The following is a 14,716-nucleotide window of genomic DNA, read 5'->3' on the forward strand; positions in this document are numbered from 1 at the left end:
GAAATGTACGGCGCTGTCGAGACACGAAACCCTCCAGAAAGTGGCTTGAAATGGTGTCCACCAAAAATAGGTGGACACCATGCCGTTATCTGGAAGAAGCGGGGAGATGGGTTCGGCGGACGGTTACGAATGGTCGAACTCGGCCGTAGGTTGGGCTGAGTGCAGCGAAGCTCAACGCACGGATATCGTGCCGAGTTGGTTTTCGGCCTATTGCGCCTCGGCCCAACCGAATATTGCCGCGCCGGGTTTTGCCGCTCTGCCTAGGGTCTGTTGCCGTTTCATTCGCGGCCGCGCCGGAGCCTGTTTTACCGCGAGGCAAGGCACGAGATGCGAAGTTTAGTCGGCTAAATGAGCCATCGAGTAACGCCGCATCGCGGTAAAACAGGCCCGGCCCTTCGGGTTGCGCGGGAAATAGCCCCCGCTGTCGTTGCAGGACTTGGCAAGGGAATGACCATTACCTGCGTCCTGCGCCTAACCGGGGGCTATTTCTCGCAGCAACGCGGCTCGCGATGAAACGGCAACAGACCCTAGTGCTTGGCCATGGCCGAGCTCAGCCCCAGATAGTCGAGCAGAATACGGCCGCTCTCGGAGAGGTAGGCGTCGTCTTCCGGCTTGGGCTTGTCCAGCTCCTGGTGCGGCGTGGTTTCGTCTTCCTTCTCCAGCTTGGCCAGTGGCTCCTCGCCTTTGGCCTGGCGCAGCGCATTTTCCAGGACCAGTTGGCGCTTCTCGATATCGGCCTGCTGGGCACGGCGTTTCTCTTCGTTGAGGCTCACCGTGGTTTCGTGCATCAGCTCCTGCGCCAGGGCGAGGCGGTCGCGGGTGAAGACGAAGTCGGGATTCTTGCCGGTGCGGGCTTCGTGGCGTGCTTTCAGCTCGGCGAGAAACGGTTTGAACGGGTTCATGTCCGGGTTGATCGCGGCGCGGATGCTGTCCCACGGCAGGGCCTCGGGCAGGGCGCTTTCGCCGATTTCCTTGGTGTCGACGTCGGCGGGGTAGGAAATGTCGGGAATCACGCCCTGGTGCTGGGTGCTCTGGCCCGAGACGCGGTAGAACTTGGCCAGGGTCAGTTTCAGCTCGCCGTGGTTGAGCGGCTGGATGGTTTGCACGGTGCCTTTGCCGAAGGTCTGGCCGCCGAGGATCAGGGCCCGGTGGTAGTCCTGCATGGCACCGGCGAAGATCTCCGAGGCGGAGGCCGAGAGGCGGTTCACCAGGACGGCCAGCGGGCCTTTGTAGAACGCACCGACCTGGTCGTCGGCCAGTACGTCGACGCGGCCGTCGCTGTTGCGCACCAGCACCGTGGGGCCCTGGTCGATGAACAGGCCGGTCAGCTCGGTGGCCTCCTGAAGGGAGCCGCCGCCGTTGTTGCGCAGGTCGATCACTACGCCGTCGACCTTTTCCGCTTCCAGTTCCGACAGCAGCTTCTTCACGTCGCGCGTGGTGCTCTTGTAGTCCTGGTCGCCGGCACGCAGTGCCTTGAAGTCGAGGTAGAAGGCCGGGATCTCGATGACGCCGAGCTTGAAGTTCTGCCCCTCGTGTTCGAGGTTCAGTACCGACTTCTTCGCCGCCTGCTCTTCGAGCTTCACTGCCTCGCGGGTGATGGCGACCACCTTGGTGTTCTGGTCGTTGGGGGCATTGCTCGCCGGGATCACTTCCAGGCGTACCACCGAGCCTTTCGGCCCGCGGATCAGCTTGACCACCTCGTCCAGGCGCCAGCCGATGACGTCGACCATCTCGTCGTTGGCCTGGGCCACGCCGATGATCTTGTCCGCCGGCGACAGCTGCTTGCTCTTCTCGGCCGGGCCGGCCGGCACCAGGCGCACGATCTTGACGTGCTCGTTGTCGCTCTGCAGCACGGCGCCGATGCCTTCCAGCGACAGGCTCATGTTGATGTCGAAGTTCTCCGCATTATCCGGCGACAGGTACTGGGTGTGCGGGTCGTAGGATTGCGCGAAGGCGTTGATGTAGGTCTGGAACACGTCCTCGCCGCGGGTCTGGTTCAGCCGCGCCAACTGGTTCTTGTAGCGCTTGGTCAGCAGTTCCTCGATGGCCTTCGGCTCCTTGCCGGCGATCTTCAGGCGCAGGACCTCATCCTTGACGCGCTTGCGCCAGAGGTCGTCGAGTTCGGCGGTATTCTTGGCCCAGGCGGCTTTCTCGCGATCGACCAGCAGCTCTTCGTCGACGCTGAAGTCGAAGCTGTCGACGCCCTTCTCCAGCAGGCCCAGTGCATGGTCGAGCCGGTTCTGCAGACGTTCCAGATGCCGTGTGTAGATGGTGAAGCCAGGCTCGAGGTTACCGCCCTTGAGGAAGTCGTCGAACTGGTTGCGCCACTTGCCGAACTCGTCGATGTCCGAGGCCAGGAAATAGCTGCGCGACGGATCGAGCATCTGGATATAGCTGTCGAAGATCTTGGCCGAGCGCGCATCGTTCAGCGGCGGCTTGTTGTAGTGGTGACGCTTGAGCAGTTCGACCACGTTCAGGCTGGCGATCACCTGTTCGCGGTCGGGCTGCAGGTAGTCCCAGTTTTCCGGGGTGCTGACGGCTTTGGCCAGCGCGAGGGAAGCCTGGAGGCCGAAGAAAACGGCGAGAACGGTGCAGGTCAGCGTGCGTTTCATGGCATGGGGGCGACGTGATACGAGGGAATAACGCATATTAGGCCATCTAAGATAAGCGCCGGTTCCGTTTCCGTCCGGCGGTGGAAAGCATGAGCCCGATGGTAACAACAGTGGTCGAGAAAGCGGGCGATCGGTTGAGCGGTACGGATTGAACTCACTATGGAGGCAGCATGAAGGCATTGCAAGGTATCGAGGGGCATCTGGAGTGGGCGCAGAGAACGGCTCCGGCGTGTGCCGAGGGCGAGGTTCGCATTCGGGTCGCCGCCGCTGGGCTCAACCGGGCGGATCTGCTGCAGCGCGCCGGGCACTATCCGCCGCCGGCCGGGGTCACCGACATTCTCGGGCTGGAGTGCGCCGGGGTGATCAGCGAGGTCAATGGTCGTAGCCGCTGGAAGGTCGGCGATCGCGTCTGCACGTTGCTGGCTGGCGGCGGCATGGCCGAGGAGGTGGTCGTCGATGCTCGCCACGCGCTGCCGGTTCCCGATGGCCTGTCATTGCACGAGGCCGCGGTGATTCCGGAGGTGTATGCCACGGCCTGGCTGAACCTCTATCGCCTCGGCGCCCTGCTCGCGGGCGACAAGGTGCTGTTGCACGCCGGCGCCAGTGGCGTGGGTTCGGCCGCGATCCAGCTGTGCAAGGCCTTCGGCAATCCCTGCTGGGTCAGCGTGGGTTCGGCCGAGCGCCTGGCCTATTGCGAGTCGCTCGGCGCGCAGGGCGGGGTGCTGCGCGGTGAGTCGCTGGAGGCGCTGCGCGATTTCGCGCCGTTCGACATGATCCTCGACCCGGTTGGCGCCAAGTACGCGGCGCTGAATCTGCAACTGCTGGGCATGGGCGGGCGCTGGGTGATGATCGGCCTGATGGGCGGTCGCAAGGCCGAGCTGGACCTGGCGGGGCTGCTGGCCAAGCGTATCCAGCTGATCGGCTCGACGCTGCGCAGCCGCGACGCCGACTACAAGGCCGACCTGCTGGCGGAAATGGAGGAGAAGGTCTGGCCGCTGTTCGCCAGCGGCAAGCTCTCGCCGCGCCTGGAGCAGACTTTCGCCATGGCCGATGTCGAGGCCGCATTCGCCGCGCTGGCGAGCAACACGGTGTCCGGCAAGGTGGCGCTGGTGATCGACGCCAGCCTGGAATAGGTGGCCGACCCTGGATGGGCATCGAGCGGCGCGAAGCCCTGGTGTTGGGCTTCGGCGCTCCCACGCCAGGGGCTGAGTTCGGGGCGGCCTGGGCCTGTATCGCCGCGAGGGCGCGCCCACAAGAGGCTCGGCGTGCACTTGCTGCTTTTGTGGGAGGCCCGCCCTCGGGGCGATGCTTTTGAGCTCCTGGCAGGCCTGCAGTTTGCATCAGGGCATGGCCTTTTTCAGGGCAGCTCGGCGCTCGAATAGAAGGCCGTCAGCACCTTCACCAGATGTGCCAGGTCCTGGCTGCCGGCCAGTTCGCGGATCGAGTGCATGGCGAAGGTGGGCACGCCGATATCCACGGTGCGCACGCCGAGCTGGCCGGCGGTGATCGGGCCGATGGTCGAGCCGCAGCCCATGTCGCTGCGGGTGACGAAGCTCTGTACCGGCACTTCGTTTTCCAGGCACAGGTGGCGGAAGAATCCGGCGGTCTCGCTGCTGGTGGCGTAGCGCTGGTTGCTGTTGACCTTGATCACCGGGCCGGCGTTGAGTTTCGGGCCGTGGTTGCCGTCATGCTTGTCGGCATAGTTGGGGTGAACGGCGTGGGCGTTGTCGGCGGAAATCAGCAGCGAACGGTTGATCGCGCGCTGGAAGACGTCCTCTTCCGGCAGCAGGCGACGCAATACCTGTTCGAGGAAAGGACCGTCGGCCCCGCACATCGAGGTGGAGCCGACCTCTTCGTGGTCGGTGCAGACCAGCATGCAGGTTTCCTCGGGGGTTGCTTCGAGCAGGGCCTGCAGTCCGGCGAAGCAGGACAGCAGATTGTCCAGCCGGGCACCGGCGATGAAGTCGCCGCTGAGGCCGATGACCGCCGCCGGCTGGGTGTCGTAGAAGCTCAGTTCGAAGTCCAGTACCACATCGGCCAGCAAGCCGTGCTCACGGCTCAGCTGTTCGGCCAGCAGGGCGCGGAAATCCGGGCTTTCCTGGCTGGCGACCTGGGCGAGGATCGGCGGCAGCTCGTTCTGCGCATTGATCGCCCAGCCTTGGTTGGCTTCCCGGTTGAGATGGATCGCCAGGTTGGGAATCGTCGCGATCGGCAGCCGGAAATCGATCAGCTGGCTTTCGATCCGGCCGTCGCGGCTGTAGGTGACGCGTCCGGCCAGCGACAGATCGCGGTCGAACCAGGGCGCCAGCAAGGCGCCGCCATAGACTTCCACGCCCAGTTGCCAGAAGCCCTGGCGTTGCAGTTCCGGTTGCGGCTTGACGCGCAGGCAGGGGCTGTCGGTGTGAGCGCCGACCAGGCGCAGACCATGCTCGACCAGGGGCTTGTTGCCGAGCTGGAAGGCCACGATGGCCGAGTCGTTGCGGGTCACGTAGTAGCGCCCGCCGGCCTCGGTGTACCAGGGTTCGCGTTCATCGAGCGCCTTGTAGCCGGCGGCTTGCAGGGCCTGGGCAAGGTTGGCGGTGGCATGGAACGGGGTGGGGGACGCCTGGAGGTAATCGATCAGGCCCTGGTTGAGTGCTTTGCGCATGGCGGTCTCCGGACTGCAAGGCCACGAAGTCTATAGCATTCGCCCCTGGCGAATAAGCGCAGTGTCGGCCGCGACCGGCGAGATGCCGGGCTTCGGCGCCGTGCGCCTCGGCCCGGGCGGGCACTCAGAATGGTGCCGGGCTTTCGAAGCGCAGCCGCTCGCCACTCTGCGGGTGGGTCAGGGTCAGCATGCTGGCGTGCAGGCACAGGCGCTCGTGGGCCCGCAGGGCCTGTTCATGCGCGTAGAGGCGGTCGCCGAGCAGCGGGTGGCCGATGGACAGCATGTGCACGCGCAACTGGTGGGAGCGTCCGGTGATCGGTGTCAGCTCGACGCGGCTGTAGTCGCCGCAGCGTTCGAGGACGCGCCAGAAGGTCAGCGCATGCTTGCCCTGCTCGTGGTCGACCACATGACGCGGCTTGGTCGGCGGGTCGTAACGCAGCGGCAGGTCGATGCTGCCGCTGTCCTGCTGCGGCTGGCCCCAGCACAGCGCGGTGTAGGCCTTTTCCGTCTCGCGGTCGTGGAACTGGCGGGACAGTTCGCGGTGCGTATCGGCGTCGCGGGCGAGTACGATCAGCCCGGAGGTCTCCCAGTCCAGGCGGTGCACGATGCGGGCCTCCGGGTAGCCGTTCTCCTGCAGGCGGGTCACCAGGCAGTCACGGTTGTCCTCGGCGCGGCCGGGCACGGAGAGCAGCAGGGTCGGCTTGTCGATCACCAGCAGGGCGGTGTCCTGGTGGACGATCTGGATATTGCTCAAGGGCATTTTTGCATTTCCACAAACGAAGACGGCGACCCGTGGGCCGCCGTTTCTGCCGTCGGTGTCGCTCAGCGATCCGGGAGGGTGATGTTTAGTTCGAGAATCGAGCAGTTGCCCTGATCCTCCAGCGCCACCTGTACCTGTTCGCTGTCGATGTTGACGTACTTGCGGATCACCTCGACCAGCTCTTTCTGCAGCGCCGGCAGGTAGTCCGGCTCGCTGCGCTGGCCGCGTTCGTGGGCGACGATGATCTGCAGGCGCTCTTTCGCGATCGCGGCAGGGGTTTCCTTCTTCTTGCGTTCACGGAAGAAGTCGAAAAGATTCATTCGCGACCTCCGAAAAGTCGTTGCAGGAAGCCGGGCTTCTTGAAGTCGAGGAAGCGGTGCGCCACGTCCTTGCCGAGCAGACGGTCGACTGCGTCGCTATAGGCCTGGCCGGCATCGCTCTGGTCGTCGAGGATCACCGGGATGCCCTGGTTGGAGGCCTTGAGCACGGCCTGCGATTCGGGAATGACGCCGAGCAGGCGGATGGAAAGGATCTCCTCGACGTCCTCGACGCCGAGCATCTCGCCCTTGGTGACGCGCTCGGGGTTGTAGCGGGTCAGCAGCAGGTGTTCCTTGATCGGCTCCTCGCCGTTCTCGGCGCGGCGCGACTTGCTCGCCAGCAGGCCGAGCATGCGGTCGGAGTCGCGTACCGAGGAGACTTCCGGGTTGGTCACGACGATGGCTTCGTCGGCGAAGTACATCGCCAGATGCGCGCCCTTCTCGATACCGGCCGGGGAGTCGCAGATGACGTACTCGAAGTTCTTGCTCAGTTCGTCGATGACCTTGCCGACGCCTTCCTGGGTCAGGGCATCCTTGTCACGGGTCTGGCTGGCGGCCAGCACGTAGAGGTTCTCCAGGCGCTTGTCCTTGATCAGGGCCTGGGTCAGGGTGGCGTCGCCGTTGATCACGTTGACGAAGTCGTAAACCACGCGGCGCTCGCAGCCCATGATCAGGTCGAGGTTGCGCAGGCCGACGTCGAAATCGACGATGACGGTCTTGTGCCCGCGCAGAGCGAGGCCGGTGCCGATGGCGGCGCTGGTGGTGGTTTTACCGACGCCACCCTTGCCGGAAGTGACTACGAGGATCTTGGCCAAGGTGATTCACCCTAAAAATTGAAAAAATCGGGATCTTCCGCCAATTTCGGCGTCAGGATTGCCCGTTTGGTCCTTGAAAATTCGCGGCAGTATCCGTTAAAGGCGGGTGATGTTCAACACATCGCCAGAGAGGCCGATCTGCACTGCTTCGGCCCATAGAGGATCGCGGCGCAGGTCCTCGGCGACCTTGTATTGGCCGGCGATGGAAACCATTTCCGCGGCGAGCTGCTGGCAGAAGATCCGCGCCGTCGTGTCGCCCTTGATGCCCGCCAGGGCGCGCCCGCGAAGCGGACCGTACACATGGATGTTGCCATCGGCGAGAAGTTCCGCACCGGGACTCACCGGCGCCAGGACGATCAGGTCGCCGCCCTGCGCATAGACCTGCTGGCCACCGCGGATCGGTGTGCTGACCACGCGGGTCGGGCGATAGGTCGGCTCTGCCGGCTTGGGCGGGGTTTTCGAAGCCAGGTCGAGCTTGCGCTCGCGGGCACCGGAGGGCGGCAGCACGGGCAGATCCAGTGCGGCGGCGGCCTCGAGATGGGCGGCATCGCTGGCGCGCAGGGCCAGGGTACGCAGCCGGTGCTTGCGGCACAGCGCGACCAGCGCCGGGATGTCGATCTCGCGGGACGCTTCCGGCAGCTTGTCCAGCGCCAGCACCAGCGGGGTGTTGTCGAAGAAGTCCGGGGCCTGCTCGACCTTGGCGGCGAGTTGCTGGTCGAGGCGCTCGATGTCGTTGTGCGCCAGTTCCAGCACGGTGATGGCGAGCATGCTGCCCTTGAGCTGGAAGGCGGGGGACGGTTCGGGAAGGTCGGCTTGGCTCATGGTCTGCCTGCTGCGGTAAATGGCGAGGACTTATAGCCGGGCACGCCGCCGCCTGCAAGCCGCGAGGGTGATTGCCGGGGACGGTTGACGACCCGGAGCGACCTGTAGGAGCGAGCCATGCTCGCGAACCCGGCCATGCAAAAGCATCGCGGGCATGGCCCGCTCCTACCGAAGGCTCCGCGATCGGACGACGCGCGGCGAAGGGTGACGCTGCAAGGTTCGGTCATCGCCGATGTTTGCCGCTAGAATGGCTGGCTTCTCCTGGTTTCGAGTCGTTCATGGATCGTCCTCAGTTTCGTGCGTACTTCCTGCATCCGCGCTTCTGGCCGCTGTGGCTGGGGCTGGGGCTGCTCTGGCTGTTGATCCAGCTGCCTTACCCGGTGCTGCTGCGGCTGGGCCGCGGCCTGGGCGCGCTGATGTATCGGCTGGCCGGCTCGCGCCGCTCGATTGCGCGGCGCAACCTGGAATTGTGCTTCCCCGAGTTCGGCAGCGAGCAGCGCGAACGCTTGCTGCGGGAGAACTTCGCCTCCAATGGCATCGCCTTCTTCGAGATGGCCATGAGTTGGTGGTGGCCGCAGGCACGCCTGCAGCGCCTGGCCCGGATCGAGGGGCTGGAGCACTTGCAGCGGGCCCAGGCCGAAGGGCAGGGAGTGATCCTCATGGCCCTGCATTTCACCACGCTGGAGATCGGTGCCGCGCTGCTCGGCCAGCGGCATACCATCGATGGCATGTACCGCGAGCACAAGAACCCGGTGTTCGACTTCGTCCAGCGCCGCGGGCGCGAGCGGCACAACCGCGATGCGACGGCCATTGAGCGCGAGGACGTGCGGGCCATGCTCAAGGTGCTGCGCGCCGGCCGTGCCATCTGGTACGCACCGGACCAGGATTATGGCCGCAAACAGAGCCTGTTCGTGCCGTTGTTCGGCATCCAGGCGGCGACGGTCACCGCCACCACCAAGTTCGCCCGGCTGGGCAGGGCGCGGGTGGTGCCGTTCACCCAGGAACGGCTGGCCGATGGCTCGGGGTACCGCCTGGTGATCCACCCGCCGCTGGAGGATTTTCCCGGCGAGAGCGAGGAGGCCGACTGCCTGCGTATCAATCGGTGGGTCGAAGAGGCGGTCACTGCGCTGCCGGAGCAGTACCTGTGGGCGCATCGACGCTTCAAGACGCGGCCGGCCGGCGAGCGCAGCCTCTACAAGAAGAAAAGGCGACGCTCGCCGGCGTAGCGGTGCGGCTGACGGAGGCGCCTTACGCCAGCGTCCCGTCACGAAAGTCCCGCAAGGCCTGCTCGATTTCCTCCCGACTGTTCATCACGAACGGTCCGTACTGCACGATCGGTTCGCCCAGCGGCTTGCCTGCCAGCAGCATGAGCCGCGCGCCGTGGCGGCTGCGCAACTGCAGTTCGCCATGCTCGGACAGCCGTACCAGCTGGCCCTTGCCCACCGCCTGCTCGCCGACCTGCAGCTCGCCTTCGAAGACGTACAGCAGCAGCCGATGGCCATCGGGGATGGCCGGTGCCAGCTCGCTGCCGGGAGGCAGCTGCAGATCGATCAGGTAGGGCTCGGTATCCGGACGCTGCACGAGCCCGGCCTGCTCGAACTCGCCGACCTTCAGCGTGCCGGCGATGACCTTGGCCTCGATGCCGCCCGGAAGGCTCAGCCGGGGCAGTTCGCCCGGTGTGAAATCCCGGTAGCCGGGGGCACCGAGCTTGGCGTGGGCTGGCAGGTTGAGCCAGAGCTGGAAGCCGCGCATGGTGCCGTGCTCCTGCTGCGGCATCTCGCTGTGGATGACTCCGCGGGCGGCGGTCATCCATTGCACGCCGCCGCTTTCCAGCAGGCCGACGTTACCCATGTGGTCCTCGTGGCGCATGCGCCCTTCGAGCATGTAGGTGATGGTTTCGAAGCCGCGATGCGGGTGCGGCGGGAAGCCGGCGATGTAGTCGTCCGGGTTGTTCGAGCCGAACTCATCGAGCATCAGGAACGGGTCGAAGCGCTCGACGCCGGCTCCGCCGAACACGCGGGTCAGATTCACTCCGGCACCATCGGCGGTGGGATGGCCGCGGGTGAGGGAAATGATTTCGCGCAGGGACATGGTCGTCTCCTCTGTGGTGAATGGCGCCAGAGTAGAGCGAACAGATCGATTTATGGTTGCTGAATTCGCTTTAAAATAATCGGCTTGATCGATCATTCGTCGATCTGCAATTCACGTGCACGGCTATAGACGTAGCGCACCTTCTCGTATTCGAACGGCGAGTTGAGCAGGCCGTAGCGGAAGTCGGTGGTATAGCGGATGTCCACCAGGCGCAGTGCGGTCAGGCCGAATTCGCCGCCGCTGGCCTGGGCGTATTCGAGGTAGTCGACCTGCCGCTCGACGGCGAAGTCGCCCGCCAGCCCCAGGGTGTCGCGCAGGTTGGAGGGGCCCAGGGCCGGCAGGATCAGGTAGGGGCCCTCGGGCACGCCCCAGTAGCCCAGCGTCTGGCCGAAGTCCTCCGGCTGGCGCGGCAGGCCCATGCGGGTGGCCGGGTCCCACAGGCCGCCAACGCCGATGATGCTGTTGAACAGCAAGCGTGCCGTGGCATTCATCGCCCGCTTGCCCTTGAGCTGCAGGGTGCTGTTCACCAGGGTTGGGATCTCGCCCAGGTTGCTGAAGAAATTGCTCACCCCCGTGCGCACCACCCGCGGTGTGACGTAGACGTAGCCGCGCACCGCCGGCAGCATCACCCACTGGTCGAGCCGATAGTTGAAGTGATACATGCGCCGGTTGAACGACTCGAAGGGATCGTAGACATCCAGCGCGCGGAAGGTGGCGCGTTCGAATTCGCGCTGGTCCAGCCCCGGGTTGAACTGCAGGTTGCGCAGCGGGTGGGTGAAGCCGTCCTCGTCGGCGAGGGGCGTTTGTGCCTGGGCCATGGCACTGGCCAGCAGCAGGGGCAATAGCATCCATTTAGCCACGGAAGAACTCCAGCATGTGCTTGGCATTGACGCGGTATTCGAGGTTGCCGCAGTGGCCGCCGCGCGGGTAGAGCGTCAGGCGCTCACCCAGGGTCCGGCGCAGGAAGCCGATATCGCCGGGCCCGAGGATGACGTCGTCGGCATTGTGCATCACCGCGATCTTCGGGCTTTGGCGCAGGTAGTCCTCGAGCGCGTAGAGGCTGACCTGCTGTACCAGTTGCGCCAGGCTGCCGCCGTCGTATTGCGCGCGCCACATGGGGATCAGCTGCTCGGTAATGTAGCAGTCGAAGTTGCACAGCAGGGCGCGCTTGAAGAACGGTTCCAGGCGGGTGCCTTCGTTGATCGGGTAGTCCTGGGGAACGATCAGCCCGCGTTGGTTGATCAGGTCGGAGGTGAAGGTGATGTCGGCGACCGAAAAGCGGAACACCGAGCCGATCAGCATGGCCATCTGCTCGTCGTTGAGTTTCTGCGGCGATTGCTGGAAGTCGTAGAGCATGGCTTCGTCGAGATCGATATAGCCCTTCTGCTGGTAGTAGCGAGTGAGCTTCTCCAGGACCACCTCATAGAACGTGGTGTTGTCGTCGATGCCTTCGACGCGGGTCTGCACCAGCTTGTCCAGGTTGCTGACCGAGGTGTAGAGATTCACCGGCGGATTGATCAGCAGCACTTTCTTGAAATTGAAGCTGCGCCGCGTTTCATCCAGTTGGCTGACGAAGGCGGCGTTCAGCGCGCCGAGGCTGTAGCCGGTGAGGTGGAACTCGGTGACCGCCAGCCTGGGGTGCTGGGCGCGTATGGCCTGCATGACCCAATACAGGTCTTGCGCATCGTCGCTGCTCAGACCCGGCGTGGCATAGCGCGAGGCGGCGGCCATGAAGTCGAAACTGGTGGGCGAGGAGAGCTGCACCACATGGTAGCCGGCACCGTAGAACAGCCGTTTCAGCGACTCTGTCTTGCCGTTGGAGTAATGCGCGCCGGTACCGGAGATGATGAAGATCAGCGGCGCCGGGCCGTTCTGGCGCGCCAGGCGGTAGCGCAGGCGCTTGACCGGCCAGAAACTGTCGGGAAGGGTGAATTCGCGTTCCGGGCGCAGGCGCAGGCTGTAGTCGGCCTGGTCGATGTCTTCATCGCGCGGTAGCGGTGCGCGCAGGGTCGGCGGGGTGGTGGCGATGGTGGCTTCGAAGGGGTTGGCCAGCGGAAAGCCGTATTCGGCGGCGCTCAGGTCGGCAGCATGAGCCGGCGCGATGACCAGCGCGAGCAGGGCGGTCAGGCACAACAACAACGGCATGGTGCTTCTCCATAAACAGGGCCTGGGTGCCCCGGCGACATCTGTCCCAATCAGAACTGCATTGGCTGCACCGTGCAAGCCAACATCACTATGGCAGCATTCCGGCGATTTCGATCCCTGTTGCCGGGTGAGCGTCTGGCTTGCCCCGCATCGCTGCCATCCCTTCATCTATAGAGGCCAACTGCCATGGCGCTCATGCCGGGTGGTGCGGTCAGGTGTCCTTGAGTCTCGATGCTTCGATTCTGGTCGAGGGCGCCAGGGTGCGGAAATCGATGCTGAGCATGTGCGACATAGCGCCACACTATGAGCCGGCGAATCGTCCGCAATCTCACTTGTCGCGAGGGGCAGGAGGCTCTAGGCCGCGTGTTCGGATAATGCGCAGTCAGACCAAAGTCGGGTGGAATTCGGCCTGCCCGGCCCTAAAGTAGCCCGCCTTGCTCTCATCTGGGGGCAGTGATCGTGGAGACAGATTCCAATGCACAATGAAAATGTTTATCGGCAGATCTATGCCAACCCACGTTTCCAAGAGCTGGTTGCCAAGCGCGGGCGTTTCGCCTGGCTGCTGTCGGCCGTCATGCTTGGGGCTTACCTTGCATTCATCCTGCTGATCGCGTTCGAGCCGCAAATCCTCGGCATTCCGCTTTCGGCCGATACCGTCACCACCTGGGGCATCCCGGTGGGCGTCGGCGTGATCTTCATGGCCTTCATCCTGACCGGCGTTTACGTACAGCGTGCCAACGGTGAGTTCGATCGCATCAATCAGGAAATCCTCAACGAGGCTCAGCAATAATGATCGCGCGTCTTCTGATGGCTGCCGCCTTGTTGGCCGCCTCGCCGGCACTGCTTGCCGATGCGATTACCGGCGAAGTGCAGAAACAGGCAACCAACTACACCGCCATCCTCATGTTCGTGGTGTTCATCGCCTTCACCATGGGCATCACCAAGTGGGCGGCCAAGCGCAACACCTCCACGTCCGACTACTACACCGCCGGCGGCAGCATCACCGGCTTCCAGAACGGCCTGGCGATCGCCGGTGACTTCATGTCCGCGGCATCCTTCCTGGGCATTTCCGCGCTGGTCTACACCAGTGGCTACGATGGCCTGATCTATTCCATCGGCTTCCTCGTCGGCTGGCCGATCATTCTGTTCCTGATGGCCGAGCGCCTGCGCAACCTGGGCAAGTTCACCTTCTCCGACGTGGCCTCCTATCGCCTCGGCCAGACGCAGATTCGTCTGCTCTCGGCCTTCGGTTCGCTGATCGTGGTGGCCTTCTACCTGATCGCGCAGATGGTCGGTGCTGGCAAGTTGATCCAGCTGCTGTTCGGCCTCGACTACTACGTCGCGGTGGTGCTGGTGGGCGTGCTGATGGTCATGTACGTGCTGTTCGGCGGCATGCTGGCCACCACCTGGGTGCAGATCATCAAGGCGGTACTGCTGCTGTCCGGCGCCACCTTCATGGCCATCATGGTGATGAAGAGCGTCGGCTTCGACTTCGGCAGCCTGTTCGCCGAAGCGGTGAAGATCCACGACAAGGGCGCGCAGATCATGAGCCCGGGCGGCCTGGTTTCCGACCCGATCTCGGCGATCTCCCTGGGCCTGGCGCTGATGTTCGGTACCGCCGGCCTGCCGCACATCCTGATGCGCTTCTTCACCGTTTCCGATGCCAAGGAAGCCCGCAAGTCGGTGTTCTACGCGACCGGCTTCATCGGCTACTTCTACATCCTGACCTTCATCATCGGCTTCGGCGCGATCCTGCTGGTCAGCACCAACCCGGACTTCAAGGACGTCACCGGCGCCATCGTCGGCGGCACCAACATGGTCGCCATCCACCTGGCCAATGCGGTCGGCGGCAACCTGTTCCTGGGCTTCATCTCCGCGGTGGCCTTCGCCACCATCCTCGCGGTGGTCGCCGGCCTGACCCTGGCCGGTGCCTCGGCGGTCTCCCATGACCTGTACGCCTGTGTGATCAAGCAGGGCAAGGCCAGGGAAGAGGACGAGATGCGCGTGACCAAGCTGACCACGCTGTCGCTGGGTGTGGTGGCGATCCTGCTCGGCATCATCTTCGAGAAGCAGAACATCGCCTTCATGGTGGGCCTGGCATTCTCCATCGCGGCCAGCTGCAACTTCCCGGTGCTGTTCCTCTCCATGTACTGGAAAGGCCTGAGCACCCGTGGTGCGCTGTTCGGCGGCGCGCTGGGCCTGGTTACCGCGCTGGTGCTGACCATCATCAGCCCGACCGTGTGGGTCGACGTGTTCGGCTACGCCGAGGCGATCTTCCCCTACAAGTATCCGGCGCTGTTCTCGATGATCGCGGCCTTCATCGGCATCTGGTTCTTCTCGGTCACCGACAAGTCCACGCGTGCGGGTGAGGAGCGCGAGCGCTTCTTCGCCCAGTTCGTTCGTTCGCAGACCGGCCTGGGTGCTACCGGCGCCGTCGCTCACTGACGATCGTTCGCGACACAGCAAAGGGCAGCCCTCGGGCTGCCCTTTTTCATTGCTACCCGCTC

Annotated in this window: 13 protein-coding genes; 4 read left to right on the forward strand and 9 right to left on the reverse strand. The window is 64.4% G+C overall.

The annotated features are described in order from the left end of the window. Positions 1-527: 527 nt before the first annotated feature. Positions 528-2,612: a carboxy terminal-processing peptidase gene (locus CXK94_RS03750; protein ID WP_102893343.1), complete on the reverse strand. Its 2,085-nt coding sequence runs from the start codon at positions 2,610-2,612 to the stop codon at positions 528-530. A 170-nt stretch (positions 2,613-2,782) separates the two neighbouring features. Between CXK94_RS03750 and CXK94_RS03755 the strand changes: the two genes are divergently transcribed. Beyond that, a complete protein-coding gene (locus CXK94_RS03755; protein WP_102893344.1) occupies positions 2,783-3,745 on the forward strand; it encodes an NAD(P)H-quinone oxidoreductase in 963 nt (320 codons plus the stop codon). A 224-nt stretch (positions 3,746-3,969) separates the two neighbouring features. Here the strand turns inward: CXK94_RS03755 and CXK94_RS03760 are convergent, their stop codons facing one another. From CXK94_RS03760 to minC, 5 genes are all read right to left on the reverse strand, one after another. After that, positions 3,970-5,259: a M18 family aminopeptidase gene (locus CXK94_RS03760; protein ID WP_102893345.1), complete on the reverse strand. Its 1,290-nt coding sequence runs from the start codon at positions 5,257-5,259 to the stop codon at positions 3,970-3,972. A 124-nt stretch (positions 5,260-5,383) separates the two neighbouring features. Beyond that, on the reverse strand, positions 5,384-6,019 hold the full coding sequence (locus tag CXK94_RS03765; RefSeq protein ID WP_102893346.1) for an RluA family pseudouridine synthase: 636 nt from the start codon (positions 6,017-6,019) through the stop codon (positions 5,384-5,386). 62 nt (positions 6,020-6,081) lie between these two features. After that, positions 6,082-6,339 carry a cell division topological specificity factor MinE gene (gene minE / locus CXK94_RS03770; RefSeq protein ID WP_037039836.1) on the reverse strand — a complete coding sequence of 86 codons (258 nt, stop codon included), beginning with the start codon at positions 6,337-6,339 and terminating at the stop codon, positions 6,082-6,084. After that, entirely contained in the window at positions 6,336-7,151 is an 816-nt protein-coding gene (gene minD / locus CXK94_RS03775) for a septum site-determining protein MinD (RefSeq protein WP_037039839.1), read from the reverse strand. The genes minE and minD overlap by 4 nt, the downstream gene beginning before the upstream one ends. Before the next feature lie 96 nt (positions 7,152-7,247). Then, the gene (gene minC / locus CXK94_RS03780) at positions 7,248-7,973 is read right to left on the reverse strand and encodes a septum site-determining protein MinC (protein WP_037039841.1); all 726 of its coding nucleotides are present in this window, start codon (positions 7,971-7,973) and stop codon (positions 7,248-7,250) included. Positions 7,974-8,251: 278 nt separating this feature from the next. Between minC and CXK94_RS03785 the strand changes: the two genes are divergently transcribed. Next, the gene (locus CXK94_RS03785) at positions 8,252-9,199 is read left to right on the forward strand and encodes a lipid A biosynthesis lauroyl acyltransferase (RefSeq protein ID WP_102893347.1); all 948 of its coding nucleotides are present in this window, start codon (positions 8,252-8,254) and stop codon (positions 9,197-9,199) included. A 22-nt stretch (positions 9,200-9,221) separates the two neighbouring features. Here CXK94_RS03785 and CXK94_RS03790 read toward each other — a convergent pair whose 3' ends face one another. The 3 genes from CXK94_RS03790 to CXK94_RS03800 all read right to left on the reverse strand — a co-directional run bounded on the left by CXK94_RS03790 (position 9,222) and on the right by CXK94_RS03800 (position 12,209). Beyond that, positions 9,222-10,064: a pirin family protein gene (locus CXK94_RS03790; RefSeq protein ID WP_037039845.1), complete on the reverse strand. Its 843-nt coding sequence runs from the start codon at positions 10,062-10,064 to the stop codon at positions 9,222-9,224. 92 nt (positions 10,065-10,156) lie between these two features. Then, positions 10,157-10,951, reverse strand: a complete 795-nt coding sequence (locus CXK94_RS03795) for an MlaA family lipoprotein (protein WP_423835233.1) — start codon at positions 10,949-10,951, stop codon at positions 10,157-10,159. Next, positions 10,917-12,209 carry a serine/threonine protein kinase gene (locus CXK94_RS03800; protein WP_102893349.1) on the reverse strand — a complete coding sequence of 431 codons (1,293 nt, stop codon included), beginning with the start codon at positions 12,207-12,209 and terminating at the stop codon, positions 10,917-10,919. Before CXK94_RS03800 ends, CXK94_RS03795 begins: the two co-directional genes overlap by 35 nt. 475 nt (positions 12,210-12,684) lie before the next feature. On the opposite strand from CXK94_RS03800, the gene CXK94_RS03805 reads away from it, so the two are divergent. Both CXK94_RS03805 and CXK94_RS03810 read left to right on the forward strand, forming a co-directional pair. Next, positions 12,685-12,999 carry a DUF485 domain-containing protein gene (locus CXK94_RS03805; protein ID WP_102893350.1) on the forward strand — a complete coding sequence of 105 codons (315 nt, stop codon included), beginning with the start codon at positions 12,685-12,687 and terminating at the stop codon, positions 12,997-12,999. Beyond that, positions 12,999-14,654: a cation acetate symporter gene (locus CXK94_RS03810; protein ID WP_102893351.1), complete on the forward strand. Its 1,656-nt coding sequence runs from the start codon at positions 12,999-13,001 to the stop codon at positions 14,652-14,654. The genes CXK94_RS03805 and CXK94_RS03810 overlap by 1 nt, the downstream gene beginning before the upstream one ends. The last annotated feature ends 62 nt before the right edge of the window (positions 14,655-14,716 follow it).

The sequence above is a fragment of the Stutzerimonas stutzeri genome (genome assembly GCF_002890915.1).
Classification (GTDB): domain Bacteria; phylum Pseudomonadota; class Gammaproteobacteria; order Pseudomonadales; family Pseudomonadaceae; genus Stutzerimonas; species Stutzerimonas stutzeri_AF.